Genomic DNA, 26,753 nt, shown 5'->3' on the forward strand with positions numbered 1-26,753 from the left:
TCAGTTCTCCTCCCAGGGAGTGACTAGTGCGCCGGGGGTATCGGCAGTTCGGTCCGGAGCAAGATCCGGCATATGTTGTATGGGCAGCTCGCTGAACACCGTGATGGAGTTCCGGCTCCCGTCGGCAAGGAGCGCGCTTCGTCCGGTTGCCAGCACGCTCACCTTCAGGCCGCCGACGGAGAGGGTGTCGCCCTTGTCGATATTGCCTTCGTCGAGCGCAACCAGAATGGCGGTCAGGGGCTGCGTCAGCTGTATGTCGGGATGCTGGTCACGGAACGCTGCTTCGATATCCGGGCCGCATTCCACCATCGAGCGGACTTCACCCTTCATGAGGTTTCCTCCCGAGTGCGGCCAGAAGATGGGCATGGCTTGCCTCGTCGAAGGCAACCAGTGTGACGGTTTCGATTTCCGGCAGGTCCTCCAGAACCCGTTTGACAGTTTCCACCGCGATCGACGCGGCGCTGCCGGCCGGATAGCCGTAAATGCCGGTGGAAATGGCCGGGAAGGCTATGCTTCTGCAGCCGGTTTCTGCCGCAAGACGCAGGCTGGTTTCATAACAGGAGGCAAGAAGGTCCGCTTCGCCCGACGTGCCGCCTTTCCAGACGGGGCCGACCGTGTGGATGACGTGACGGGCGGGCAGGCGGTAGCCACTGGTGATCTTTGCGTTGCCTGTTTCACAGCCGTTAAGCGTCCTGCATTCGGCCAGGAGCTCCGGACCTGCCGCACGGTGGATCGCCCCGTCGACACCACCGCCGCCGAGCAGCGACGAGTTGGCCGCGTTGAGGATGGCATCCACGTCGAGCCGGGTGATGTCGCCTATGTGTGTCTCGATCCTGCTCACGGCTTGAGCTCCGGCTGCAGATCTTCAACAACCTTGAAGCGCTCGCAGACAAGGTCCATTTCCGGGTCAAATCCGCCGTTGCGTTCAAAGAAGACCTGATGGTCCCTGCGCCAGCCGGCGAGGTCATCATTCTCGCCTTCCGCCAGGGCGAAGTCTTCCCCGACATCGCAGAAGCGCACGACGGACACTTCCAGTGTTTCGATCACCAGCGCGGGGGTGTCGTCCCAGTTCAGTGCAATGTCCCGCCGTCCATGAACGGGCAGGACCTCACCACCGTCCTCATAGCTCTGCAAGGCACCGCATGTGGCGGTTTTCCTGCCGGCGCGCACAAGGGCGATGAGCTGGGCACACAGGTCCGCATTGTCGCCGAACTTGAAGGTTTCGGCGCCGGGGTATCTTGCTTTCAGCTCGTCGATGGACATCGGATCACATCCTGAAGAGACCGAAGCGCGTGTCTTCGATCGGGGCGTTGAGGGCTGCCGACAGGGAAAGGCCCAGAATGTCCCGGGTCTTGCGCGGGTCGACAATGCCATCGTCCCAGAGCCGGGCAGTCGCGTAAAGCGGGTGACCCTGCTGTTCGAACTGATCGATGATCGGTTGCTTGAAGGTTTTTTCCTCATCCGCCGACCAGCTGCCACCCTTGCGCTCGATACCGTCCCGGCGGACGGTGGCAAGCACGCCGGCGGCCTGTTCGCCGCCCATGACCGAAATGCGGGAATTGGGCCAGGTCCACAGGAAGCGCGGCGAATAGGCCCGGCCGCACATGCCGTAGTTGCCGGCACCGAAGGAGCCGCCAACCAGCATGGTGATCTTCGGGACCGAGGTGGTGGCGACCGCCGTCACCAGCTTGGCACCGTCCTTGGCAATGCCGCCGCTTTCATATTTGCGGCCGACCATGAAGCCGGTGATGTTCTGCAGGAACACCAGCGGAACCTTGCGCTGGGAGCAGAGCTCGACGAAGTGGGCCCCTTTCACCGCACTTTCGGAAAACAGAACGCCGTTGTTGGCGATAATGCCGACCGGCATGCCATGGATATGGGCGAAGCCGCAGACCAGTGTGGTGCCGTACCGGGCCTTGAATTCATCGAAGCGCGATCCGTCGACGGTGCGGGCGATCACTTCGCGGATGTCGTAGGGCGTTTTCAGATCGGCCGGAACGACACCGAGGATTTCGTCCGGATCGTAGAGCGGGTCTTCCGGGGTCTGCAGCGCGACGGATGGTGTCTTTGTGCGGTTGAGGCTGGCGATGGCGCGGCGGGCGAGCGCCAGTGCGTGGGCATCGTCGCGGGCAAGATGATCGGCAACACCGGACAGGCGCGTGTGAACATCGCCGCCGCCGAGATCTTCCGCAGATACTTCCTCGCCGGTGGCGGCCTTCACCAAAGGCGGACCGGCCAGGAAGATGGTGCCCTGGTTCTTGACGATGATGGTCTCGTCCGACATGGCCGGCACATAAGCGCCGCCCGCGGTGCAGGAGCCCATGACGACCGCGATCTGGGCGATGCCTTTTGCCGACATGTTGGCCTGGTTGAAGAAGATGCGGCCAAAGTGGTCGCGGTCCGGGAAGACCTCGTCCTGGTTGGGCAGGTTGGCGCCGCCGCTGTCGACCAGATAGATACAGGGTAGATTGTTTTCCGAGGCAATTTCCTGAGCGCGCAGGTGTTTCTTGACCGACATCGGATAATAGGTGCCGCCTTTGACGGTGGCGTCATTGGCAAGGATCATCACCTCGCGGCCTTCAACCCGGCCGATGCCCGCGATCATGCCGGCGGCGGGAGCCGCGCCCTCGTACATCTCGTGGGCGGCCAGCATGCCGACTTCCAGGAAGGGTGAGCCGGGATCGAGCAGGCGGGAGACGCGTTCGCGCGGCAGGATCTTGCCACGGGACACATGACGCTGGCGGGCGGTCTCGCCACCACCGTCCAGGGCTGTCTGGGCTGCTGCCTTGACGGTGTCCATGGCCGCTTCGTGGGCGGCGCGGTTTGCTGCAAACTGTTCGCTTCTCGGCGATAGGCTCGATTTCAGGATGCTCATGTCACCCGGTCTCCCTTGGATCAACCTTGTGGACGGTCGATTGAGTTCAGTTGCTTGCTCCCCACGCGTCCGGTTTCACGCCTGAGGGGCCGGAATGTCCCGGTTCTCCGGCGCAACGGCCTTGCGCGCCAGGTCCAGGTAAATCTCTTCGATATCCAGTTTCGACAGGCGACCGCCTTGGCGGTACCAGCTCGGAATGCCAGTAAGCATGGCAATGATCGCGCGGGTGGCGACCCTCGGTTCGCGGACGCTGTAGCGGCCTTCAGCGGAGCCGGTTTCCAGAATACCCGTCAGGATGCCCTCGTAGCGACGGCGCTCCGCTTCGACGATGTCGAAGTTGTCCGGTTCGAGATTGCGCAGTTCCATGTAGGAAATGAACACCTCGTCCGCCCGTTCCAGGTGATAGCGGATGTGAAAGCGGACAAAACGCTCCAGCGGGTCCATGTCAGCCGGAAAAGCCGCTTCGTCCCAGGCAGCAAGGAGTTCGCCCATGTGGGCGAGCATCAGGTCCTTCAGGATGTCCTGCTTGGTCGGAAAATGGTTGTAGAGCGCGCCTGGCTGAACGCCGACATCGGCGGCGATTTCGCGCATGGAGACAGCGGCATAACCGTTGGCGGCAAAGCGTTTCAGGGCTGCCTTGCGCACACGTGCGGCAGTCTCCTGGCCTTTCGCTCCCGTTCTGGATCGGCTTTGCGGTCTTGCGGCTGCACTTGCCATCTTGTTTCTCCCTATTGCAAAAAATAAATGAACGTTCGTTCATTTGCAAGGGTAATTTGAGTGCGAAAGCGTTGCTGCTAGAAAGAATGACAGGGGAACAGGCGCGACTGTCAAAAAACTTTCATGGATAACCTGTTCACAGTCCTTGGGCATTCTGCGTCCGGTTGAATGCGCTGACGAACCTGGGCGTACCTCCGGGATGTATTTCAAAGGAACCGATTGATGACCGAAGAAAGTGCAAAAACCTGGGTTGAAGCGGAATGGGCAGACAGCCTGGATGAAGAGCTGGAGATGGAGATCGACGATTTTCTCGTCGCCAAGGATCTCGCCTTCATCTCCGCGAAGAAGCACAAGTCGACCATCGACCGGAACACCTATTTCCATGAGCTGCTGCGTCTTCAGGCCGAACTGGTGAAGCTGCAGGACTGGGTGCAGCATACCGGTGAGAAGATCGTGATCATCTTCGAGGGGCGCGACGCCGCCGGCAAGGGCGGGGTCATCAAGCGCATCGCGCAAAGGCTCAATCCGCGTGTCGCCCGTGTCGTGGCGCTGCCGGCACCAACCGACCGTGAAAAGACCCAGTGGTACTTCCAGCGCTACGTGCCGCATCTGCCGGCCGCCGGCGAAATGGTGCTGTTCGATCGCTCCTGGTACAACCGCTCCGGTGTTGAGCGCGTCATGGGCTTTGCCAGCGATAGCCAGGTGGAGGAGTTCTTCCACGATGTGCCGGAATTCGAACGCATGATCGTGCGCTCCGGCGTGCGGCTGATCAAATACTGGTTCTCCATTACGGATGAAGAACAGCAGCTGCGCTTCCTGATGCGCATCCACGATCCGCTGAAGCAGTGGAAATTGTCGCCGATGGACCTGGAATCCCGCGTGCGCTGGGAGGATTACACCAAGGCCAAGGAAGAAACCTTCGAGCGGACCAATATTCCCGAAGCACCCTGGTTCATCGTGGAAGGCAACGACAAGAAGCAGGCGCGCCTCAACTGCATCAGCCACCTCCTGTCGATGATCCCTTACGAAGATATCCCGCACGACCCGATCAAGCTGCCGGAACGGGTCTACAATTCCGATTATGAGCGCAAGGTCCTGCCGGAACATCTCTACGTGCCGGAGAAATTCTGAGCCGGGACAGTGCTCCCTTCACGGGCGCGGCGCTGCTGTGTGAAATCGCGGTGAAAGACCTTCGATGTCTCCCCGGATCTCCGCTACGCTTGTCCAGGGGGGGCGAGATTGATGTGACTGCCGCCCGCGTCCAGCCGATGAGGCCGGTTTCAAATCAGCTTTTCACCAGCGAGCAGGCCTTTCTCCGGCCTTTCTGCCCTTGCGGAGTTAAATCGTTTTATGTCATCTGGCGTGCGTACCTCAAAATCATGGGAAGGATGCCGGCATGACGGAAAAGACTATCAGGTGGGGGATCGTTTCGACCGCGAAAATCGGTCTTGATAAGGTCATTCCGGGCATCCAGCGGTCGAAGACCGGCACCGCCTATGCGATTGCTTCGCGAGATCTCGACCGGGCAAAGGAAGCAGCGAAGGGTCTCGGCATCGAGAAGGCCTACGGATCATACGAGGAGCTGCTCGCAGATCCGGAGATCGACGCGATCTACAATCCGCTGCCCAACCACATGCATGTGCCCGTGACGATCCAGGCGGTGAACGCGGGCAAGCACGTGCTTTGCGAAAAACCGGTCGCGCTGAATGCCGAAGAGGCAAAGCAGCTTCTGGACCTGCCGAAGGACAAGCTGGTTGCCGAAGGCTTCATGGTTCGGGCGCACCCGCAATGGATCAAGGCGCGCGAGATCGTGCGGTCCGGTGATCTGGGAGAGCTGAAAGCGATCCAGACCTTCTTCAGCTACTACAACGATGACCCGGGCAACATCCGCAACAAGGCGGATATCGGCGGGGGTGCGCTGCTCGACATCGGTTGCTACACGATGCTGGCCGGCCGGTATTTCTTCGATGCCGAACCGCAGCGGGTCGTTTCACTGATCGACCGGGATCCCGCCTTCGGCACCGACCGCATGACCAGTGCCCTGCTCGACTTCGGCAACAACCGGCATCTCAACTTCACCGTCTCGACCCAGCTGACGCCTTATCAGCGCATTCATCTGGTCGGTACGAAGAAGCGGCTGGAAATCGTCATCCCGTTCAACGCGCCGCAGGGCGAAGCTGTTCAGATCCGGCTTGACGACGGTTCGCTGCTCGGCGATGCGGCGATGCAGTCGGATATCATCGCGCCTTGCGATCAATATGCCGAACTGGCGGATGTGTTTGGCCGGGCGATCACCGGTGAAGCGCCACTTCCTTATGGCGCGGAAGATGCCGTCCAGAACATGAAGATCCTCGACGCTATCTTCGCGTCGGCCGAAAAGGATGGCTGGGTCAGCATCGGTTAAGCCGTTCGCACACCCTGCCTCCCGCAAAGCCAGGTCCCGGCCTCGAGCCGGGACCTGTTTTTTGAGGAGACCGCGGCGCAAAGGCCTGCGCAGCCACGAAAGGACTTGGCGTGGTTGAAAAGTCGCCTTGTGTTCAAATCTCCACAAAAGCGAACCCGTTGTCGCGTGTTTCCAGGCATCCGAACCTGTCGGTAGACAGGTGCGTCGCGGCGAAAGGGATCCTGTCTGCCGACAGCCTGTCGAACAGAGCCCTTCTTGTTTTCACGGCCAGATCCGGGTCGCTGTCGAGCGCATAACGGACATCCGGATTGGCAAATTGCAGCACATCGGACACCACGACATCCGCGAGCAGAATGGCTTCCTTGCTGCCTGAAGAAAGGTGCAAGGCCTGATGGCCAGGGGTGTGGCCGGGCGCTGAAAGCAGGGTGATGCCATCGCCGAGGTCGGTATCGCCGCGATGAAGCCGGAGCTGATTGCCGACCGGTTTCGCAAGCGCCTGAATGAGACCCACCAGTGGCCGTTTGTCTTCCGGTACAGAGGTCAGCAAGGCCTCGTCGGTCCAGAAGTCCCACTCGGCGGCCTGAACGTGGATCTCTGCATTCGGGAAGAGGCAGCTGCCGTTCAGTGACAGTCCGCCGATATGATCGGCATGCATGTGGGTAATGACGATATCGGTCACCGCTGCGCGCTCTTCGGTCTTTTCCGGAGCCTGCCAGGTCAGCGTGCCGCTGGCCGGAAATCGTTCCTTCAGATATTCGCCCGAACCGGCGTCGACCAGGATCTTGCGGGTGCCGGCCTCAATCAACCAGGTATTGGCGCCAAAGCGTGTGCTTGGGCTGACAGCGTCCTGTTCGGTCTGTGTCACGTTGGAAAAATAGGCTGCGGGAATATCGAGATAGCCGTCCGACAGGGCCGTGACGGTCAGGTCGCCGAGTGCAATACGCGAAGCGGATTTTTCGAGAGTGCCGAGCATAGGGGTCTCCATGTGTTTGTGCTTTGGAGAAACCTAGCTTCGAGCATCTTTCGGGGCGATTGGCGCAAATGACAAAGAATGTGCTAAATCAGCCAAATGGACCAATCGCTTTCGATCGCCATTCTCGCTTATCCGGGATCCTTGAAATCCGCTGTCTACGGGCTCCAGGATATACTGGGCCATGCTGCACAGATCAGCGATACCGAGTTGAAACTGGATCTGTTGGAGGATTTTTCTGCGGCAATGGACCGATATGACGCGGTAGTCCTGCCGCCCTCGGCAGGAACTGTCCGTCTGGAAGATGTTCCGGCTCTTCCTGCTTTTCTGCAGCATTTGCACGGTCGCGGCGCTGTTGTTTGTTCGGCTTGTACCGGGCTGACGTTCGTGGCGGCGGCCGGTCTGGCGGAGGGGCGCAAGGTTACGACCCATTGGGGACTGGAACAGCGTTTGTCAGCAGCCTATCCGGACCTCAGGCTCGATACGGACAGGCTGCTGATCGAATATTCCGACCTGATCACGGCCGGAGGCCTCATGGCCTGGGTCGATCTTGCGCTGGCGCTCATCGAGCGGTTTCTGGGGTACCCGGTGGCCGTTGCCACGGCGCGGCATTTCATTGTCGACTTTCGCCGCCGCGACCAGCGCCGGTTCAGGCGCTTCCTGCCTGAACTTCGGCACGGCGATGCTTCCATCTTGAAAGTGCAGCATTTCCTGGAAACCCGGTCGGGTGACGACGTGAGCGTTGCCGATATGGTGCGCACCAGCGGGCTGCCGGCGCGGACCTTTCAAAGGCGCTTCAAGCTGGCAACGGGACTTGCCCCGAAACAGTATCTCCAGGAGCTTCGCATTGAACGTGCCAGGGATCTCCTGATCGAAACGGATCGTCCCGTCTCGGATATCTGCTTTGCCATCGGCTACAATGACCCGCCATCCTTCGTTCGCCTGTTTTCACGTCTTTCCGGCCTGACGCCGGGCGCGTTCCGCGAGCAGTATCGACGGCAGTCAGATATGGCAGGGTAACCGGCTTGATCGACCCTCTTGTTGGTGCGACCTTTCCCGCTGCCGGCGAGCGCATATGAATATGAGAGAGGGACACGCGATAGGTATCTTCGCAAGAACTTTGGGACTTCTGGCCGTGGTGGGCCCCTGCCTTCTCGCGGGAGGCGCCGCTGCGGACACGTTGCCTTCCCCCATCACGGGTGCGGTCGAGTTCGGCGGTCTTCAGATGAAGCTGTCAGAGGGCGACGGTCAAAGACGTTTGATCTTGGCAAACGGTGACCGTCTGCCTTTTCCGAAAGGTGGCAACATCGTTCTGGCTGTCGATCGGGTCCTGGTCTTTGATGCAGAGGGAAACACCGCCGGGAGTTTTCTTCATGACGGTCGGATTTCTTCTGAATTGCTGCAGCGGATGGCCGTTCTGGAGAGCTTTTCCGCAATAGGTGCAAACCAGACACGTGAAGACGCTGCGCAGCATCTTGCTGCCTTTGGTCTGCCTCGGACGTCTGCAGAACTGCTGGCGGCAATAAACCGGGATGTGCCGGAGTTTGCCCGCGCCAGTGGAGAAGAGTGTGGCGGCAATTGCGATTGGGTCGCGCTCAACGCCATCGAGCGTATTGCAGAAGACCTGGAACGCAAGGATGTCCGTATCTTCGAAAACGCCACTCGCTATCTTGTCGGCTTCGGGCCGCCGGAAGTAGAGACGAACCCTGATTACATGATAGCGGCAAACTCCGCTGCGCCGCTTTACCTGTCTGCGGACAAGACGGCTGCGGCGACGGATGCACTCGGCCTGAAGTTCTTGCTGCTGAATGCGGACGAGCAAACGGACAGCCCTGGGCGCCGGGCCGTCTGCGTTCCACTTTCAGGCTGTGGTTGGGCGGAAATCGATGTTCTGACAGAGGTTCGCCCGGAATGGCTCGAGTTTGAAAAATCGACCGGAAAATTGCTGCGCGTGATGTTTTGAGGTCGTTCAAAAGGTCCTGAATGAAAAGAAGGCGTACCTCTTCCGAGACACGCCTTTGGAGATGTTTGCAGGATTTCCCTGAAACGTCAGCTTTTCAGGAAACGCTCGCACTCCGTTGCCAGAGCTGACAGATCCTCAAACGTTCCCGGACCGGCCGCGAGAACCGGACCACCGTCCAGGATGGCATCCCCCGCCACCGGGAAGGGGCGGTAGCTGCCGCCGGCTTCGGCGACCAGGCAATAGCCGGCAAGGCAATCCCAGGCATGCATGGACGGTTCGTAGAACCCGGCGAGCCTGCCCGCGGCCACGGAGGCCAGCATCTGCGCGCCCGATCCGGTGCGGATGTAGTTGCCGCCACGCGCCATCAGACCGGCGATAAGCGCGCCGATCATTTCCGCTGGCACGGCGTGGTTGGCGCCGATCCCGGTCAGGCTGTTTTGCAGGGTTCTGGATGAATCAAGCCGGAGGGGTTCGCCGTTAAGTGTTGCGCCGCCGCCCTTGACGGCTGCGAAGCTCTCCTCGTCGCAAGGCACGCGGATAACACCCATGACCAGATCCGTGCCGTTGAGAAGGGCGATCGAAACACACCAGCTCGGCAGACCGTGAACGAAGGCGGAGGTGCCGTCGATCGGATCAACCACCCAGGTGAACCCGCTGCTGCCCTGTTCGACGCCGTGTTCCTCACCCAGGATGCCGTCTTCGGGAAAAGACGTGTGCAGCCTGTCGCGGATGAGGGTTTCAACGTTCTTGTCGGCGATCGAAACGACATCCTGCAGGCCGCCCTTGATCTCTATGGTGAGGTCCTTGCGCCGCCGAAAATAGTCCAGTGCCAGGGAACCGGCTTCTTCGGCGATTTCCCGAGCTGCGGCGAACCTTGCTTTCAGCGCATCGGTCGATGGGGACATGTCTTCAGTAACCAGTGTCATCTCATGCCTCGATCAGGGCGAGGCCGCGGTTGCGGAAGCCGAGGGAAACGGCTGTGTGGGGGGCAAACGACCTTTCCACCGAATGATCAATGACGAAGAAGTTTCCGACCTGGGTCTCGATCTCGTATTCGACATGATCGCCGAGATAGGCTGCGGTCAGGATCTCTCCGCCAAGTCCGGAAGCACCTTCCGGGTTCAGCACGACCGAGCCGGGCCGTACCGCCAGCTTGGCCTTGCCGTTGGCGGTCTGGCGGGCGCGCAGCCGGTGCTGCAGGCCACCGACATCGATCAGTGTTTCGTCGCCTTCACGCCCGACGACTTCACAGCTGACGACATTCGCCTCGCCCATGAAGTCTGCGATGAACTCTGAAACGGGTTCTTCGTAGAGTTCACGCGGAGCGCCCTCCTGGGCGATCTTGCCGTCTTTCATGACCACGATACGGTCGGACACCGCAAGTGCTTCGTCCTGGTCGTGGGTGACGTAGACGGCGGTGAAACCGAGCCGCTGCTGCAGCTCGCGGATTTCCGTCCTGACGCGCCGGCGCAGCCGGGCATCAAGGTTGGACAGGGGTTCGTCCAGCAGAAGCACCTGTGGGTTCAGCACCAGAGCACGAGCGACCGCGACGCGCTGCTGCTGACCACCGGAAAGCTCTGCCGGCAGGCGGTGACCCATGCCGCCAAGACCGACCTGGGCAAGGCCTTCTTCCGCCCGCTCGCGCGCTTCGCGTTTTTTGTACCCGGAGGATTCCAGGCCGTAGGCAACATTGTCGAGCGCGTTCATGTGCGGGAAAAGGGCATAGGACTGGAACACCATGGAGACGTCGCGTTCATGTGCCGGAACCATGGTCACGTCCCGTCCGCCGATCAGGATCCTGCCCGCGCTCGGGTGTTCGAGACCTGCCAGCATGCGCAAGGTGGTCGTCTTGCCGCAGCCGGAAGGGCCGAGCAGGGTCACCAGAGTGCCGGGTTCGATGGTGATCGACAGGTCCGGAATGGCGGTGAAGGTGCCGAAGTCCTTGCGGACGTTTTCAAAAACGACGGAGCCGGGTTTGAGGTCAGTCATGCAGTTTTCTCCTGCGCGATACGGATTTTATTGGATTTGGCCATGCCGGAGACGCGGTTTTCCCGGCGCAGGCGGCGTTCGCCGACCAGCAGCTGGAAGCCCGCAATGACCGTGATCATCACGAAGATCAGCATGGAGGAATAGGCGATGGCGATGCCGTATTCGCCGTTTTCGACGAGGCCGACGATGTAGGAGGTCGCCATGTTGTATTCCGCGCTGACCAGGAAGATGACCGCACTGATGGATGTGATTGCCCGGACGAAGGAATAGACCAGCGCAGCGGTGATGGCCGGCCGCAACAGCGGCAGGATCACCTTGCGCAGGGTCCGGGCGCTGTTGGCCCGAAGCGTCAGCGAAGCTTCGTCCAGGCTCTTGTCGAGCTGGCTCATGGCGGCAATGCCGCCGCGCACGCCAACGGGCATGTTCCGGAAGACGAAGCAGGCAACCAGGATCAGGGCAGAGCCGGTCATCTCGATGGGCGGCAGGTTGAAGGCCATGATGTAGCTGATGCCGATGACGGTGCCGGGAATGGCGAAGCTCATCATGAGGGCAAATTCGAAGGCGTTCTTGCCGGCGAATTTCTGCCGCACGATGATATAGGCCGTCAGCAAGCCGACTGCCGCCGTCAGGGGCGCGGAGATCAGGGCGATTTCCATGGTCGTCCAGAAGGAGTTCCAGGCAACACCGGTCCACACGAGAGCACCGTCCTGGAAGGTGACCGAGAACGCCCTGGCGTAGTGTTCCAGCGTCAGGGAATTGTCGAGGCCCCAGGTCTTCACGAAGCCGCCGAACAGGATCATGCCATAGACGACGATGGTGAAGCCCATCCAGGGAAGAACGATGCCATAGACGGTGACGGAGAGGCTCTTCGGCAGGCCTGCGTGGGCACCGCTGTCGCCCTTGCCGGTGACGGTTGCGAAGTTCTTGCCCGACACCCACAGACGCTGCGCAAGGAAGGCGGTCAGTGTGAAGCTGAGCAGGATGATCGCGAGCACGGCGGCGCGGGACGGGTCGACCTGCGAGCCGACGACGGCAAAGAAGATTTCGGTCGAGAGCACGCCATGGCTGCCACCAAGCACCAGCGGATTGCCGAAATCGGCCATGCTTTCGATGAAGCCGATGAGGAACGCGTTGGCAAGGCCGGGTTTCATCAACGGCAGAGAGACGCGCCAGAACGTGCGCCAGCGGTCGGCCCTCAACGTTTGCGATGCTTCTTCCATCGATGGGCTGACACCTTCGACAACACCGATCAGAACGAGGAAGGAGATTGGCGTGAAGGACAGGACCTGCGCAATCCAGATGCCCGTCAGCCCGTAGAGCCAACGGCTTGGTTCAATGCCGAACAGCGTGTCGAGCGCTTCGGTAACAACGCCGGAGCGGCCGAACAACAAGGTGAGTGCCAGGCCGATTACGAAGGGCGGGGTGATGATCGGCAGGACGGTCAGAAGCCGCAGGCCCTTCTTGAAGGGAAAGCGCGTGCGTGTGGCGACCAGTGCGAAGGCGAGGCCGAGAATGGTCGAGCCGAGGCCGGTCATCACCGCAAGGAACAGCGTACGCCATGCGACGCCGCAGCGATTGCCACCAATGACACAATCAAGGCTCCAGATCGCGGGATCCTGCATGTTGCGGATGAAGCCGTCCGGCTTGAACGATCCGTCGAAATCCTGCACCGAGCCGGCGAACATCGAGCCAATGGGATAGAAGATGAATACCGTCACCAGGAAGATCAGGATGGAGATCGATCCGACGACAAAGGCATCGCCCTTCATGAAGCCCCGCTCGGCAAGACCGAAGGCGATGAAGAGAACGAAGATCAGCGAGGTGAGGATGGCACCTGCCCCCATGGCGGGCTGGCCAAGCGGCAAGGCTCCGAAGGCGGTTTCGGGAAAGGTCCAGGCCCAGCCGGTGAAGCTGATCGCAAGGCCCTGAAGTGCCATATACAGAATGCCGATGGTACCGGTGACGACGAGCAATCGGCCGCGCTTGTTGGCATCGGCCATGAAGCGCGCGCTGCCGCCGATCAGGAAGAGGGCCAGTGCCAGCACAAGCCACACGCGACCTTCCGCGAAGATCTGCAGAAGACCGGGCGCGAGATCGGATGAGAACGGAAAGTCCGATGGCCACTCAAAGGAAAAGAAGCCGCGTTCGACCCTGTACCAGGGTACGATCAGAAAGGCGCCGATCCCCAGCCCGAGTAGAGCGTTCAGCCGTTTGTTGCCACTCAGCATGGCCACCCCTGTATTTATGGTTTTTCAATAACGGACGTGCCCCGCCGCATGCCTATTGCGATGCGCTGGCGAAGCCGGCCGGAAGTGCGGACGTGCCGCGGCACTGCCATCGATGTGCAGATGCTTGTGGCGGCAGCTTTCAGCGAACATACGTCCGCCTTGCTGCGCAGTCTGTCCGGGCGAAGCCCGCACCCGGCTTTTAGGCAGCCGTGTGCGGACTTCTTCGGGTGTTGGGGTCAGTTGGCGATAGCGCCAATCTCACGGTCCCAACGCTCCAGGAGGCTCTTGCGGGTATCCGGGTTGCCGTAGGTGGTGAAGTCGTAGTCGATCAGCTTGATGTCTTCGAACTTCGGTGCTTCCGGCGGAACTTCGGCAGCCTTGTTGGACGGCAGCTGGAAGGACTTTGCCTCTTTCATACGGGACTGAACTTCCGGAGACAGGGCCCAGTCGTACCAGACCTTCGCATTGTCGAGGTTGCGGGCACCCTTGACGATGGACATGGAGCCGATTTCATAACCGGTACCTTCGCACGGTGCGATTGCCTTGACCGGGAAGCCGGAAGCAGCCTGTGCAATGGCGTCATGCATGAAGACGATACCGAGGCCGGTTTCGCCGCGGGCAGCGGCCTTCACCGGTGCAGAACCCGACTTGGTGTACTGGGACACGTTGTTGTTGAGTTCCTTCAGATAGTCGAAGGCCTCGTCTTCGCCCATGATCTGAACCAGGGAAGCAAGTGCTGTATAGGCAGTGCCGGAAGAATTCGGGTTGGCGACCTGGATTTCAGCTTTCAGCTCAGGTTTCAGGAGGTCTGCCCAGCAGGCGGGTTCGGCAAGGCCCTTGTCCTTGAAAATTTCGGTGTTGTAACCCCAGCCGAGAGCGCCGGCATAAACGCCAACGGTCTTGAAGCCGGAGCTTTCCGCCTGCTTCTGAGCCCACTCATGAAGGTCTGTGAGCTTTTCCGACTTGTATTCCTGGGTCAGGTTTTCAGAAGCTGCCTGAAGATGCGGGTCGCCGGTGCCGCCCCACCAGATATCGGTCTTCGGATTGCGGGATTCGGCGCGGATCTTTGCGTAGCTTTCGCCTGACGACAGGCGCACCATGTTGACCTTGATGTCATGCTTGGCTTCGAAGTCGCCCTGCAGCTGTTCGCAGATCACGACATCCGCCGAACAAATGACATTGAGGTCGCCCGCTGCCATGGCCGGAGCAACCGAGTAGGTTGCTGCCGTTGCAAGCAGTGCGACGGAAAGTGATTTCAAAGACATGGTTTCCTCCACTTTTGGCTTTCAGCCTGTTACCTGCCCGGACGGGCAGGCGTTTGTTTCAGCCCGGGGGCTGATGTGTTGACCGGCATGAGGCAAAGCTTGCCCGTTCGGATCCGCCTCCACGGGTCCGTTGCCGGTCGAATTTCAAATGACGAACTCCGGATTTTTCCTTCGCTGGCGAAGGGGCAATCTCGTCCTTTACTGGGTGGCTACAGGGGTTGCCGTCTGCAGCACCTCCTTGTCGAAACGGTCGAGCAGTCTTCGCCTCTGGTCAGGTGAACCGAAGGTGGCGAAGTCGTAGTCGACCATGCGAATGAGTGAAATATCGGGGGCTGCCGGTGGCAGCGACGCTTTCGCGTTTGCGGGTATCTGGTTCTGTCCTGACGCCGCGCAGGTTTCCTGTCCTTCCGGGCTCAGCGCAAAATCGACGAACAGGCGGGCAGCCTCGGGGTTCCTGGCGCCCTTGACGATGCTGACGGCGCCGATCTCGTAGCCGGTGCCTTCGCAAGGTGCGACGATGACCATGGGCGCGCCGGCAAGTTTCTGCGTCACCGCGTCGTGGATGAAGGAGATGCCGATGCCTGTCTCACCACGGGCGGCTGCCTGAACCGGTGCTGCGCCCGAAGTGGTGAACCGGTCGATGTTTTTCGCAAGCGCCGCCAGATATTCGAAAGCCTCGTCTTCCCCCAGCAGCTGAACGAGCGTTGCCAGCATCGTATAGGCGGTTCCCGAGGAATTCGGATTGGGCATCTGAACAAGGCCCTTGTACCGCGGTGCGGTCAGGTCTTTCCAGCAGGACGGAGCGGCAACGCCATGCGCAGCCAGAAAGTCGGAATTGTAGCCAAATCCAAGTGCGCCCGCGTAAATGCCGGCGGCCTTGCCGCCTGACATCAGAAAGAAATTCTGCGCCCAGGGCAGCGTGTCCTCGAAGTTTTTCGGCTGGTAGGGTTCAAGCAGGTCTTCGCCTGCTGCTTGCAAGTGGGTGTCACCGGTGCCGCCCCACCAAACGTCGATCTTTGGTGCGGCGCGCTCGGCCCGGACCCTGTCGAGGATCTCGCCGGTGCTTCTGCGTTCCATGGAAACATCAAGGCCGGTCTTTTCCTCGAAGACAGCCTCCATCATCTGGCACCACTCGACCTGCACGGCACACAGGACATTCAGGTCCTGCGCCGAAGCAGCGTTGAGCGACAGCGACAGCCATACGGCCGCACCCGCTCCGAGTGACGCGATGAATTTCATGTTTCCTCCCAGTCCGGAACCAGGCCCCGGACAGCTATTACCATGGCAGAAGAGGCAGTGTTCGCAACAGGAGATTGGTTACTGTTGTTTCGCTGGCAAAAGAAAAGAGTTACAAATATTACAAGCCTTACAAATGTGACAAGCAATTGAAAAACCAAGGCTTTGCATAATACGGCTCTATGCATATGATGTCACTCGGGAGGACATAGGTTTGCTGAACGAAGGCATCAAGATCCTGATCGTGGAGGACGATCAGGATATGGCGGAATTGATATCGGATCTTCTGGAAGCCGAAGGCTGGTCGCCGGTTGCCGCGCGTTCGGCGGAAGAGGCTGCGCGGATCCTGCCGGAGCATGCCTTTCATCTGGTTCTGGTCGATCATAACCTGCCGGGCATGTCCGGCCGGGTGTTTGCGCAGAAGCTGCGGTCGCAGACCGATATCGGCATTGTCATGGTGACGGCCGCCGGTAGCGCTGCAGAGCGTGTGCTTGGCCTTGAAACCGCCGCCGACGATTATGTGGTCAAGCCGTTCGAGCCGATTGAACTCACCGCCCGGATCAAGGCGGTGCTCCGGCGGATGCATCCGTCCCTGCGCGGCAGCGACAAGGACACCATCAGCGTTCAGCACGAGCCGACCGCGCTGCTTCTGGGCGACTGGGTGATCGATCTCGTCAATCGCAAGGCCGTCTGCACGTCTCACCCGACCCGGACGCTGACGTCGTCGGAATTTTCCCTGCTGGAGATCCTGGCATCGACGCCGAACGAACCGGTGAGCCGGACCAAGATCCTGGAACAGCTGGGTGCGGAAACAGACCGGCTGATCGATCGCAACGTCGATGTTCTGGTCCTGCGGCTTCGCCGCAAGATCGAGCGAAACCCGGACCTGCCGCAACATATCAAGACCCGCCGGGGGAAGGGCTACATCCTGCATCAGGATCCCGCCCATGCACCTTAGATGATCAGCCGGCCGGTTCTTTCTTCCATTGCCTTCAGGCTGCCTGCCGCCATCGCGCTGATCTGCGCCGTCGCCTTCACGCTGTCGGCCATCGCGATCTACGGGCTTTTGAAGGCGCGTGAGGAAACCGCCGCTTACGGGCTGCAGGCCTTCACCAGTCTGGCTGATGCCGCGCTGGTCTCCAGGCAGGTGTCTGACCTCGTCTCCAGTGCGCCTTTCCTGATGAATGCGACCTCGCCCTACACCGTCTCTGGCAAGAGCCGGCTGCTGGTGGAGCAGGTCGACCAGTTGTTGAGTTCACTTCCTGACTATCCGCCAGGCAAGGAGACCTACCGGGCTGCCAACACACGGATCTTCGAACTGCTCGGGCAGATCCGTGCGCAGACGCTCGCTCTGTCTGCCAAGGCCGAAACCGCCCAGCACTACAAGGAAGAAGTCTCCTCCGCGCTCGGCATGATCGCCGTTGCCGACACCGCCAGCCAGAAGGAACCTCGTCAGCGCCTCAATGCCATCGTGCATTCCGTGTCGAGTGCGGGCAGCCTGTTTCAGCTGGGTGAATTGAAGCGGCGTTACGTGGCGGAGCCTGCCGCGGCCTCATTGCCGCCGTCGGACCTCAGGCCCTATGAGCGGGTTTTCGAGGCGCAGACCAGCTATCTCCTGGAAATGTTCGCCGTGCGCAGCGCAATTGCCAGGCTGCACACGGTGGCGCGGGAGCTGTCCCTTGCGACGGAAACCCAGTCGGGCATCGTGACGGAAACCCTCAACCGGGATTTCCAGTCGACTTCGGCCACCCTGCAGCAGCTTCTGGTGATCGTTGCCGTGGCTTCACTGCTGGTGCTGACCATGGCGGTGATGTCGATCCGTTCGGTCATCCGGGTCTCGAAAGGCATCGTTTCGCTGTCCAGCGGCATGAACGCCCTTGCCAAGGGGCAGAAGGATGTCGGTCCACCGGTCTATCAGGGCGATGAAACCGAGCTCCTGAACCTGCAACAGGCCTTTCTCGCCTTCAAGGAAAGCGTTGACCGGGTCACACGTCTGCGGCGCACGGCGGAGGCCGCTGCCAGGACAATCCGTTCCACCTTCCGCAGCATGAATGAGGGTATTGCCATCTTCGATGCTGCCGGCAAACCGGTCACCATGAACCGGCGGGTCATCGAATTGCTGGGTCACAAGGGTGCTGCCCGCAAGCTGCCTCTTGTCCAGTTTCTGGAACCGGTCCCGGAAATCCGGACCGAACTGCTTCCGGGTGCGCCCGACGGCAGACCCCTGAGCGCCCCCTTTTCCGTACGTCATCGTTCCGAGAACGGGTCGGTGACGGAAATCTCGCTGTCGCGGCAAAGCGATGATGGTGTCGTGCTGCTCGCCCGGGATGTGACCTTGCTGGACCGGCAGGAAGCGGAGGCAGCCAAGGCCCAGCGGCTTGACGGCATCATGCGCCTGACGCACCAGCTCAGCCACGAGGTCGGCAACACCATCGGCATCATTACCGGAAGCCTCGGACTGCTGGAGCGGGACGGCGGCTTCAGCGATCGTCAGGCCCGCAACATTGCCCGCATTCGCAAGGCGGCGGATCGGGGCCGATCGCTTGCCAGCAGCATGTTGACCATCGGCCGTCAGCAGCCTGCCAATCTCAGTCGCATCGGTATGTCCTCGTTGCTGCGCGGCATGGCGGACATTCTGGAAATCGCCATCGGCGAGAAATGCAGTCTGAAACTGGATCTGGACGACAGCTTGCCACCGCTGGTGCTGGATCCGGAACTGTTCGAGCAATCGGTACTCAATCTCTGCCTGAATTCGGCAGCGGCGATGCCCGACGGCGGCGAAGTGCAGGTTGCCACATTTTCAAACGGGGACGCGGTTGTGGTTGCCGTCCGGGACACAGGCATCGGCATGAGCCGGGAAGAGGTCGACAAGGCCTTCGAACCCTATTTCACCACCAAGACCAGCGAGGGCGGCGCGGGGCTGGGCCTCGCTGTCGTCTATGGCTTCGTTCGCCAAAGCGGCGGCACGGCAAATATCTTCTCCGAGCCGGGCAAGGGCACGACCGTCGAATTGCGGTTTCCGCAAGACGTGGAAGAAGCCGGGGAAGTCACTCCGCGCATCGAGGTCGTTTCCTGAGGTGCTGACCATCCACCTGCGGAACGTTTCCAAGTTCATCGTATTCGGAACCACCTCACCACCTGAGTCACCCCGGACAAGCGAAGCGCAGATCCGGGGCCTACTCGCGAAGCCGCTTGCTGAAGCCGATGTCATCGTCTTGATGGTTGCTGCACCTTGCAAACGCTCTGGAAATGAGTGGGCCCCGGGTCTCGCGATGCTCGCCCGGGGTGACGCAGGGGGGGTGAAGTGGGGGCAATTTCTGATGCAGTGCTGAGCCGGCGAGAGCCTAGCTGCCTTAAGCCGTTGATAATGCGGAGATGTCTGGAGACTTTGAGCAATGCGAACGTGTTGCTGATTGTTGTCTAACCCGATCATCGATCTCGTCTGTCTCTCCAATTTCACGTCCTTGCAAAATTCCACTCTTGACTCATTTGGAACGTTCCAGTAATGGTTCCGATCAAGAAATTGGAACGTTCCAAAATTAAGAGTTATTCGGGAGGAATGGATGCGTTGGGCCCTTATCGGTGCAAGCCGAATTGCGTCGAGTTACATGATCGATGCCATCCGCTCGCAGAATGCCGACATCCAGTCCGTCCTGAGTTCGGATGCGGCCCGCGGCGTGGCGTATGCCCGTGAGCATGGTGTTGCCGACAGCTTCACGGATCTGGATGCGCTCCTTGCGGATGACAGTGTCGACGCGGTCTATATTTCCACCACCAACGAAAAGCACCATGCGCAGGCGCTGGCCGCGATCGCTGCCGGAAAGCATGTGCTTTGCGAAAAACCGCTGGCCATGACCCTGGATGAGGCCGGTGAAATGGTTCGCACTGCCGCCGGCAAGGGTGTGGTCTTTGCGACCAATCATCATTTGCGCAATGCCGGGTCTCATCTGGCCATCCGCGAGCTGATCGCTTCAGGCCGCATCGGCAAGGTGTTGAGCGCACGCGTCTTCCACGCGGTCAACCTGCCGGACGCGTTGCGCGGCTGGCGCATCAACGATGCGGCTGCCGGTGGCGGCGTCATTCCCGATATCACCGTGCATGACGCGGACACCATCCGCTTCCACCTGGGTGAAGATCCGCAGGAAGTCGTTGCCAAGGCTGCAGCTTCAGGCCTCGGAGAAGGGGTCGAGGACAGCGTGATGTCCGTCTGGTCGATGCCGTCGGGTGCCATGGTGCAGTCGCATGAAAGCTTCACGCATAAATTCGCGGGAACCGGCATCGAGTTTCACGGCACGGATGGGTCGATCTTCGCCCGCAACGTCATGACCCAGGAACCTGTCGGAGCGGTTCGTCTGGTCGATGCGGATGGCGAACACGAGATCTCCTACGACAAGCATAACCTCTACCACCGCGCGCTCGGCCTCTTTGCCGATGCGGTCAACGGCAAGGGGCGTCCTTCTGCCGATGGTGTCGACGGGGTCAAGTCGCTGGCGGTCGCCCTTGCCGTGCGTGAGGCCGCGCAGTCCGGCAAGGCTGTTGCCGTCAACTATGGAGGCTTCTGAACATGACCTCCAAGATCGTTTCCATGGCGGATGCCGCCGCCCGCATTCAGGACGGCGCGGTCATCACCGTTTCCTCTTCCTCCGGTCTCGGGTGCCCGGACAAGATACTTGAGGCCATTGGCACAAGGTTCGATAGTGAAGGGCACCCGAGAAACCTCACGACGCTCCATCCCATTGCCGCCGGCGACATGTACGGCATCAAGGGGATCGACCACCTTGCCAAGGATGGTCTGCTGTCGACCATCATTGCAGGGTCCTACCCATCCGGTCCGTCCAACCTGCCGATGCCGGCGATCTGGCAGATGCTGGTGGAGAACCGGGTAGCTGCCTACAACGTGCCTTCCGGCATCCTGTTCGACATGCACAGGGATGTTGCGGCCCGCCGCCCGGGCGTCATGACCAAGGTCGGGCTGGACACCTTCGTCGACCCGATCCGTCAGGGCTGTGCCATGAACGATGTCGCAGCAGACCGGCCCATCGTGTCCCGGCTGGAGCTTGGCGGCGAAACCTGGCTGCATTTTCCGAACATCGTACCGGATGTCGCGATCATTCGGGCAACGACTGCGGATGAACGCGGCAACCTCACCTACGAACACGAAGGCGCCTATCTCGGCGGCCTGGAGCAGGCGATTGCCGTGCGCAATCACGGCGGCCTTGTGATTGCGCAGGTGAAGCGTGTGACGGCCTCGGGCTCGCTGCGTCCGCACGATGTCCGTGTGCCCGGTCATCTGGTCGATCTCATCGTTGTCGATCCGGACCAGCGCCAGACCACTGAAACCGGTTACGACCCGGCGATCTCCGGCGAGATCATGCGGCCGTGGTCCAGCTTCTCGCTTGCCGAGCACGGCATCGAGAAGGTTGTCGCCCGCCGGGCAGCAATGGAACTCAAGTCCGGCCAGACGGCAAACCTCGGCTTCGGCATTTCGGCGATGGTGCCACGCGTGCTGCTGGAAGCCGGTCAGGAACAGGCCGTCACCTGGGCGATCGAGCAAGGTGCGACCGGCGGCATGCCGCTGACGGGTTTTGCCTTCGGCTGCGCTTCCAACGCCGATGCTTACATGCCATCGCCGCAGCAGTTTACCTACTTCCAGGGCGGCGGTTTCGATGTCTCCTTCCTGTCCTTCCTGGAGATCGATCTGGATGGCAACGTCAATGTCTCCAAGCTCGGCAAGAAGCCCTATCTGACCGCAGGTTGCGGCGGGTTTGTCGACATCACTGCGAATGCGCGCAAGATCGTGTTCTCGGGTCTTTTCGAGGCGGGTGCCGATCTGGAGTTGACGGAAGACGCGCTGAAGGTGCGGACGCCGGGCAAGTTCACCAAGATGGTGGACGAGGTCGAGCATGTCACTTTCTCCGGCCGCAGGGCAAAGGAACTTGGCCAGGACGTCATCTATGTGACCGAGCGCTGCGTTATCCACCTGACCGATGCAGGTCTGGTGGCGACTGAGATCATGCCGGGCATCGATCCGGCACGTGACATCGTCGATGCTTCCAAGGGCCGGGTCCGGCTCGCAAACGATCTGGTCGAGATGCCGAAAGCGCTTCTGTCCAGGGGTGCGATGGAGCTGAGCCTGTGAGCGCGCTGCATCTCATCCGTCATGGGGCAATTGCCGAGCTGAAGCTGGACAATCCGGCCAAGCTGAATGCGTTCACGCTCGACATGCTGAAGGCGGTTGAGCCCTTTTGCGATGAGCTGGAGCGCGATGCGTCGATCCTTGCGGTGGTGATTACAGCGGAGGAGAGCAAGGCCTTTTGTGCCGGCGCGGACATTCTCGAATGGTCCGAGCTGTCGCCTTACGACTTTGCCCGTCACTGGGTGCGCGAAGGCCACCGGGTTTTTGACCGGCTGGCGCGGCTTTCCAAGCCGACGGTGGCTGCGCTTGGCGCGCACGCCTTTGGTGGTGGACTGGAGTTTGCAGCGACCGCCGATATCCGCGTGATGGCGCCAAGGGCGACGCTGGCGCTGCCGGAAGCATCCGTCGGCATCGTACCGGGCTGGTCCGGCACGCAGCGGCTGATCCGTTTGCTGGGTGAGCCGATGGTGAAGGAAATGGCCCTGTTCGGCCGGCGCATCTCCGCAGAACGTGCCTATGCGGCGGGCTTTGCAGCCGAGATATCCGACGATCCGGCTTCAGCTGCGTTCGAGATGGCCGAGAAGCTGGCCGACAAATCGTCCCGGGCCGTGGAAGTGGCCAAATACATGATCCATGCCGCCGTGGGTGAAGATCGCAGTGCCATGATCGAGGCGCTCGGCTCCGGCATGATCAGTCCGACAGAAGATCGCAACGAGGGCGTTACCGCCTTCCGTGAAAAGCGCAAACCGAATTTCCTGGAAGTTAAGTCATGAGTGACCTGAACGTCGTTTCCATCAGCGAAGCAAAACTCCCGGCCGAACCCTTCGTCGCCCGTCACCTGATCGATGGCGACTGGCGTCAGGGCGCTGACGGCTCAACCTTCGATCGTGTGTCTCCGTCCCATGGCAGCGTTGTCACGAAGGCGGCGAAGGGCGGTGCCCGTGATGTTGATGCGGCGGTTTCCGCCGCGCGGCTTGCTTTCGACAAGGGACGCTGGTCGCGCACCAGCGGCAAGGAGCGGGCAACGCTTCTCTTGAAGATCGCCGATCTGATCGACCGGGAACGGGAGCGGATCGCCTATTGGGAAACGCTGGAATCCGGCAAGCCGATCAGCCAGGCCATGGCGGAAATCGAAGGCGCGTCCGATATCTGGCGCTTTGCGGCTTCGCTGGCGCGCACCATGCACGGCGAAAGCTACAACTCCCTTGGCAGCGACATGCTCGGCCTGGTTCTCAAGGAGCCGGTCGGTGTCGTCTCGATCATCACGCCGTGGAACTTTCCGTTCCTGATCGTGTCGCAGAAACTGCCCTTCGCGCTGGCCGCCGGCTGCACCGCGGTTATCAAACCTTCCGAAATGACCCCGGCAACGACGGTCATTCTGGGTGAACTGTGCATCGAAGCCGGTATTCCGGCCGGGGTCGTCAACATCGTCCTTGGCTATGGCGATCCGGTTGGAACGGCGATGACCGCCGACAAGCGTGTCGACATGGTCACCTTCACCGGCTCGACCGGCGTCGGCAAGGCCATCGTCAAGGCGGCGGCCGGAACCTTGAAGAAGGTCTCGCTGGAACTTGGTGGCAAGAACCCGCAGGTCATCTTCCCCGATGCCGACCTCGAAAGCGCCGTCGATGCGGTTGTCTTCGGCGTCTATTTCAATGCAGGCGAATGCTGCAACTCCGGATCCCGGATCATTGTGCACGAAGACATCGCCGAGGCGTTCCTGAAGGCGACAGTGGACCTGTCGCGGAAGGTGCCCTTCGGCGATCCTCTGGACCCATCGACCAAGGTCGGCGCGATCATCACGCCCGACCACCAGAGCAAGATCGACAAATATGTGCGCGATGCCGCGGACGCCGGAGCGACTGTCCACCTGGGTGGGGAAGCCCTGACGGTTCCCGGCCTTGCCGGACAGTTCTATCAGCCGACGATCGTTGCGGATGTAAAAAGCGACATGCCGATCGCCCGCGAAGAAGTGTTCGGGCCGGTGCTTTCGGTGCTGACTTTCAAGACGCTGGATGAGGCGATCGAACTCGTCAACGATGCCGACTACGGTCTGTCCGCCGGTGTGTGGAGCGAGAATGTTCACACCTGTCTGGAATTCGCCCGCCGGGCGCATGCAGGCACGGTGTGGACCAACACCTGGATGGATGGTTTTGCGGAACTGCCCTTCGGCGGCGTGAAGGAAAGCGGCCAGGGCAGGGAACTTGGCAAATACGGACTGGACGAGTTCCTGGAAGCCAAGACCGTGACCATGCGCATCGGCAAGACCCGGGCACCCTGGGTGGCGTGATGAGCAGGCTAGTCCGAAATCGAGAAGGCGCCTTCGGGCTTCAGGAGGATCTGCATATCCTCCATGGGGGCGCCGTCGATCCTCGCGAGAAGAACCTTGGCCATGGCTCTGCCGGTGGCGCGCAGGTCCTCGTCGATGGTCTCGATTCTCGGGCGGAAATGATTGGAAATGGGCGAGGCGCGCTTGGCGACGACGTCGATTTCCATACCGGGTGTCAGACCGATGTCGTTGAGATAGGCCAGGGTCACCAGGGCCATGACCTCACCGACGCAGACATAACCGTCGGGCGCGTTGGGGCCGGCATGGAGCGAGCGCAGGGTCGCAGCGATCTCGTCGGGCTCGCTGTCGAGGTCAACGCCATCGGGAACCGTCAATTGAACGCCATGGGAAATGGCTGCCTGGCGGGCGCCGAACCGCAGGTGCTGACCGAAGGTGTAGCGTTCGTTCGGCATGACCATGCAAATGTGTTTGCGCCCCTTTGCAACCAGTCGCTCCACGGCCATGCGAGCGAAAACCTCGTTGTCGAAGTCGACGTAAGGGTGGGGCGTGGTGAAGTCCGTCCGGCCATGGGTGGCAAAGGGGAAGTCGTGCTCCAGCAGGTAGCGGACCCGCTCGTCAAAGCACTCGGTGCGGGTAAAGACAATGGCATCTGCCAGCGAGTGCCTGCGGATGTTGCGGATTGCCTCAAGCCGGTCGTCGGCAAGACCGTCTGCTGTAATGGTGATCGCGTAGCCGGTTCCGGCAAGGCCTTCGGACATGCCGCCGAGAAACTCGGATGTGAAGCTGAGAAACTCGTGCCGTGTGTTCAGGAGAAGGCTGATGACCTTGGTACGGCCGGTGCGCAGGCGCTGTGCCGCGCGATTGGGAACGTAGCCGAGACGGCGGGCAACTTCGGAAACGCGTTCGCGCGTCGTCTCCGCGATCCTGGGGTCTCCGGCAAGGGCGCGGGAAACCGTGGTCACCGCGAAGCCTGCCTCCTGCGCCACCGTGCGCAAGGTGGGACGCGGCAGCTTTTCGGCGGCGCGACCGCTGTTGGGTTCAAAGGTTTTTCGCGTCATGCCCGTTCACTTCAGCCGAAGCCTTCTAGCTCAAAAAGCAAGCCAAGTCTAATCAGGGCTTTTGTAACGTTACAACACAATAATGTGCTGCACTGCAGCACCGAAACATCCGCCTTAATAGTATGTAAGACAAACGAAACTCTTTGTTTTTCGGGAGTGATGAAAATCGTTGACACCACTCCGGTTTGCAACGTTACAATAAACGTTGCGTGACACTCGATTGCCGGGCTCCGGCACTCGAAACGCCTTTAGGCACCTTATGGGAGGAATATCGATGTCTTTGAAATCACTGAAGCTGGGCCTCGCCGCCCTTGCAATGAGCACAAGCCTGGCGTCCGCCGCCGATGTTGAAGTTCTGCACTGGTGGACTTCCGGCGGTGAAGCTGCTGCTCTGAACGTTCTGAAGCAGGACCTGGAAAGCCAGGGCATCGGCTGGCAGGATATGCCGGTTGCAGGTGGCGGCGGTACCCAGGCCATGACCGTGCTGCGCGCACGCGTTACCTCCGGCAACCCGCCCACTGCCGTACAGATGCTCGGCTTCGACATTACCGACTGGGCCAAGGAAGGCGCACTTGCCGACCTGAACATCCTGGCCGGCATGGAAGGCTGGGACGACGTGGTTCCGGAAGCCCTGCAGAAATTCTCCAAGTATGACGGCAAGTGGGTCTCCGCTCCGGTGAACGTCCACTCCACCAACTGGGTCTGGGCGAACAAGGCCATCCTCGACGAGCTTGGTATCGAGCCGCCGCAGAACTGGGACGAATTCGTTGCCGCTCTGGAAAAGGTCAAGGCATCCGGCAAGACCGCGATCGCGCACGGCGGTCAGGCCTGGCAGGACGCGACCATCTTCGACGCAGTCGTGATGGCGACCGGTGGACCCGAGTTCTACCAGAAAGCCTTCATCGACCTGGACGAGGAAGCGCTCGGCTCCGACACCATGAAGGAATCGTTCGACCGCATGGCCGTGATCCGCTCCTATGTGGATGACAACTTCTCCGGCCGTGACTGGAACCTTGCGACCGCCATGGTCATCAATGGCGATGCAGCCTTCCAGATGATGGGCGACTGGGCGAAGGGTGAATTCCTGAATGCCGGCAAGAAGCCGGATGAAGACTTCCTCTGCTTCCGCTTCCCGGGCACCCAGGACCAGGTGACCTTCAACGCCGACCAGTTCGCGATGTTCGCGCAGGGTCCGGAAGTCGGCAAGGAGCAGGCTGCCCTGGCAACCGCTATCCTGTCACCGAGCTTCCAGTCCGCGTTCAACGTCGTCAAAGGCTCCGTTCCGGCCCGGACCGACGTGCCGAACGATGACTTTGACGCCTGCGGCAAAAAGGGCATGGTGGATCTGAAAAAGGCTGCCGACAGCGGCAACCTCTACGGCTCCATGGCGCATGGTCACGCCAACCCGGCTGCCGTCAAGAACGCCATGTATGACGTGATCACGGCGCATTTCAACGGGGAATACGACAGCGAAACCGCTGTTGCAGAACTCGTTACCGCCGTTCAGATCAACAAGTAACGACCGCGCGGAGAGCGGTGATCCGTCACCGCTCTCCCACCGGTTCGGCGGACCGTCTCGCGGTTGCAAGCAACCGCCTGAAGCCGGCCGGAACCAAAGTCTC

Annotated in this window: 23 protein-coding genes; 11 read left to right on the forward strand and 12 right to left on the reverse strand. The window is 60.7% G+C overall.

Annotated elements, in window-relative coordinates; genetic code table 11:
• The 5 genes from HCG46_RS23060 to HCG46_RS23080 form a co-directional block, all read right to left on the reverse strand.
• Nucleotides 1–330, reverse strand: coding sequence for a hypothetical protein (locus HCG46_RS23060; protein ID WP_023002913.1), 330 nt, complete (start codon nucleotides 328–330; stop codon nucleotides 1–3).
• Nucleotides 320–841 (reverse strand): O-acetyl-ADP-ribose deacetylase, encoded by a 522-nt coding sequence (locus HCG46_RS23065; RefSeq protein WP_168687490.1) that lies wholly within the window; start codon nucleotides 839–841, stop codon nucleotides 320–322. Before HCG46_RS23065 ends, HCG46_RS23060 begins: the two co-directional genes overlap by 11 nt.
• On the reverse strand, nucleotides 838–1,263 hold the full coding sequence (locus HCG46_RS23070; protein WP_023002915.1) for an ASCH domain-containing protein: 426 nt from the start codon (nucleotides 1,261–1,263) through the stop codon (nucleotides 838–840). The genes HCG46_RS23065 and HCG46_RS23070 overlap by 4 nt, the downstream gene beginning before the upstream one ends.
• A gap of 4 nt (nucleotides 1,264–1,267) precedes the next feature.
• The gene (locus HCG46_RS23075; protein ID WP_055659680.1) at nucleotides 1,268–2,875 is read right to left on the reverse strand and encodes a carboxyl transferase domain-containing protein; all 1,608 of its coding nucleotides are present in this window, start codon (nucleotides 2,873–2,875) and stop codon (nucleotides 1,268–1,270) included.
• A gap of 75 nt (nucleotides 2,876–2,950) precedes the next feature.
• On the reverse strand, nucleotides 2,951–3,592 hold the full coding sequence (locus tag HCG46_RS23080; RefSeq protein ID WP_152505366.1) for a TetR/AcrR family transcriptional regulator: 642 nt from the start codon (nucleotides 3,590–3,592) through the stop codon (nucleotides 2,951–2,953).
• A 222-nt stretch (nucleotides 3,593–3,814) separates the two neighbouring features.
• Here HCG46_RS23080 and ppk2 point away from each other — a divergent pair, with 222 nt between their 5' ends.
• Both ppk2 and HCG46_RS23090 read left to right on the forward strand, forming a co-directional pair.
• Nucleotides 3,815–4,723 (forward strand): polyphosphate kinase 2, encoded by a 909-nt coding sequence (ppk2, locus tag HCG46_RS23085; protein WP_055659675.1) that lies wholly within the window; start codon nucleotides 3,815–3,817, stop codon nucleotides 4,721–4,723.
• A 265-nt stretch (nucleotides 4,724–4,988) separates the two neighbouring features.
• The gene (locus tag HCG46_RS23090; protein ID WP_075283366.1) at nucleotides 4,989–5,996 is read left to right on the forward strand and encodes a Gfo/Idh/MocA family oxidoreductase; all 1,008 of its coding nucleotides are present in this window, start codon (nucleotides 4,989–4,991) and stop codon (nucleotides 5,994–5,996) included.
• Nucleotides 5,997–6,129: 133 nt separating this feature from the next.
• On the opposite strand, the gene HCG46_RS23095 is transcribed toward HCG46_RS23090, so the two are convergent.
• On the reverse strand, nucleotides 6,130–6,969 hold the full coding sequence (locus HCG46_RS23095) for an MBL fold metallo-hydrolase (protein WP_209009589.1): 840 nt from the start codon (nucleotides 6,967–6,969) through the stop codon (nucleotides 6,130–6,132).
• A gap of 96 nt (nucleotides 6,970–7,065) precedes the next feature.
• On the opposite strand from HCG46_RS23095, the gene HCG46_RS23100 reads away from it, so the two are divergent.
• Together HCG46_RS23100 and HCG46_RS23105 are read left to right on the forward strand one after the other, a co-directional pair.
• Nucleotides 7,066–7,986 carry a helix-turn-helix domain-containing protein gene (locus tag HCG46_RS23100; protein WP_168687493.1) on the forward strand — a complete coding sequence of 307 codons (921 nt, stop codon included), beginning with the start codon at nucleotides 7,066–7,068 and terminating at the stop codon, nucleotides 7,984–7,986.
• Nucleotides 7,987–8,041: 55 nt separating this feature from the next.
• On the forward strand, nucleotides 8,042–8,929 hold the full coding sequence (locus tag HCG46_RS23105) for a hypothetical protein (RefSeq protein WP_168687495.1): 888 nt from the start codon (nucleotides 8,042–8,044) through the stop codon (nucleotides 8,927–8,929).
• Between the two features lie 86 nt (nucleotides 8,930–9,015).
• On the opposite strand, the gene HCG46_RS23110 is transcribed toward HCG46_RS23105, so the two are convergent.
• From HCG46_RS23110 to HCG46_RS23130, 5 genes are all read right to left on the reverse strand, one after another.
• The gene (locus HCG46_RS23110; RefSeq protein WP_205838631.1) at nucleotides 9,016–9,855 is read right to left on the reverse strand and encodes an inositol monophosphatase family protein; all 840 of its coding nucleotides are present in this window, start codon (nucleotides 9,853–9,855) and stop codon (nucleotides 9,016–9,018) included.
• Between the two features lies 1 nt (nucleotide 9,856).
• Nucleotides 9,857–10,918 (reverse strand): ABC transporter ATP-binding protein, encoded by a 1,062-nt coding sequence (locus HCG46_RS23115; RefSeq protein ID WP_168687497.1) that lies wholly within the window; start codon nucleotides 10,916–10,918, stop codon nucleotides 9,857–9,859.
• Nucleotides 10,915–13,146, reverse strand: coding sequence for an iron ABC transporter permease (locus tag HCG46_RS23120; protein WP_168687498.1), 2,232 nt, complete (start codon nucleotides 13,144–13,146; stop codon nucleotides 10,915–10,917). The genes HCG46_RS23115 and HCG46_RS23120 overlap by 4 nt, the downstream gene beginning before the upstream one ends.
• 236 nt (nucleotides 13,147–13,382) lie before the next feature.
• On the reverse strand, nucleotides 13,383–14,411 hold the full coding sequence (locus HCG46_RS23125; RefSeq protein ID WP_168687500.1) for an ABC transporter substrate-binding protein: 1,029 nt from the start codon (nucleotides 14,409–14,411) through the stop codon (nucleotides 13,383–13,385).
• Nucleotides 14,412–14,609: 198 nt separating this feature from the next.
• Nucleotides 14,610–15,650 (reverse strand): ABC transporter substrate-binding protein, encoded by a 1,041-nt coding sequence (locus HCG46_RS23130; RefSeq protein ID WP_168687501.1) that lies wholly within the window; start codon nucleotides 15,648–15,650, stop codon nucleotides 14,610–14,612.
• A gap of 211 nt (nucleotides 15,651–15,861) precedes the next feature.
• Between HCG46_RS23130 and HCG46_RS23135 the strand changes: the two genes are divergently transcribed.
• The 6 genes from HCG46_RS23135 to HCG46_RS23160 all read left to right on the forward strand — a co-directional run bounded on the left by HCG46_RS23135 (nucleotide 15,862) and on the right by HCG46_RS23160 (nucleotide 24,073).
• Nucleotides 15,862–16,605, forward strand: coding sequence for a response regulator transcription factor (locus HCG46_RS23135; RefSeq protein WP_023002928.1), 744 nt, complete (start codon nucleotides 15,862–15,864; stop codon nucleotides 16,603–16,605).
• Nucleotides 16,606–18,723 (forward strand): ATP-binding protein, encoded by a 2,118-nt coding sequence (locus tag HCG46_RS23140; protein ID WP_023002929.1) that lies wholly within the window; start codon nucleotides 16,606–16,608, stop codon nucleotides 18,721–18,723.
• A gap of 487 nt (nucleotides 18,724–19,210) precedes the next feature.
• Entirely contained in the window at nucleotides 19,211–20,209 is a 999-nt protein-coding gene (locus tag HCG46_RS23145) for a Gfo/Idh/MocA family oxidoreductase (RefSeq protein ID WP_168687503.1), read from the forward strand.
• Between the two features lie 2 nt (nucleotides 20,210–20,211).
• On the forward strand, nucleotides 20,212–21,786 hold the full coding sequence (locus tag HCG46_RS23150; RefSeq protein WP_023002932.1) for a CoA-transferase: 1,575 nt from the start codon (nucleotides 20,212–20,214) through the stop codon (nucleotides 21,784–21,786).
• Nucleotides 21,783–22,556 carry an enoyl-CoA hydratase/isomerase family protein gene (locus tag HCG46_RS23155; protein WP_077291600.1) on the forward strand — a complete coding sequence of 258 codons (774 nt, stop codon included), beginning with the start codon at nucleotides 21,783–21,785 and terminating at the stop codon, nucleotides 22,554–22,556. Before HCG46_RS23150 ends, HCG46_RS23155 begins: the two co-directional genes overlap by 4 nt.
• On the forward strand, nucleotides 22,553–24,073 hold the full coding sequence (locus HCG46_RS23160; protein WP_168687504.1) for an aldehyde dehydrogenase family protein: 1,521 nt from the start codon (nucleotides 22,553–22,555) through the stop codon (nucleotides 24,071–24,073). Before HCG46_RS23155 ends, HCG46_RS23160 begins: the two co-directional genes overlap by 4 nt.
• An 8-nt stretch (nucleotides 24,074–24,081) precedes the next feature.
• On the opposite strand, the gene HCG46_RS23165 is transcribed toward HCG46_RS23160, so the two are convergent.
• Nucleotides 24,082–25,131 (reverse strand): substrate-binding domain-containing protein, encoded by a 1,050-nt coding sequence (locus tag HCG46_RS23165; protein WP_168687505.1) that lies wholly within the window; start codon nucleotides 25,129–25,131, stop codon nucleotides 24,082–24,084.
• A gap of 316 nt (nucleotides 25,132–25,447) precedes the next feature.
• On the opposite strand from HCG46_RS23165, the gene HCG46_RS23170 reads away from it, so the two are divergent.
• Complete coding sequence (locus HCG46_RS23170) at nucleotides 25,448–26,650, forward strand: ABC transporter substrate-binding protein (RefSeq protein WP_228148126.1); 1,203 nt, start codon at nucleotides 25,448–25,450, stop codon at nucleotides 26,648–26,650.
• The last annotated feature ends 103 nt before the right edge of the window (nucleotides 26,651–26,753 follow it).

Source organism: Labrenzia sp. PO1 (assembly GCF_012273635.1).
Lineage (GTDB): Bacteria > Pseudomonadota > Alphaproteobacteria > Rhizobiales > Stappiaceae > Roseibium > Roseibium algicola.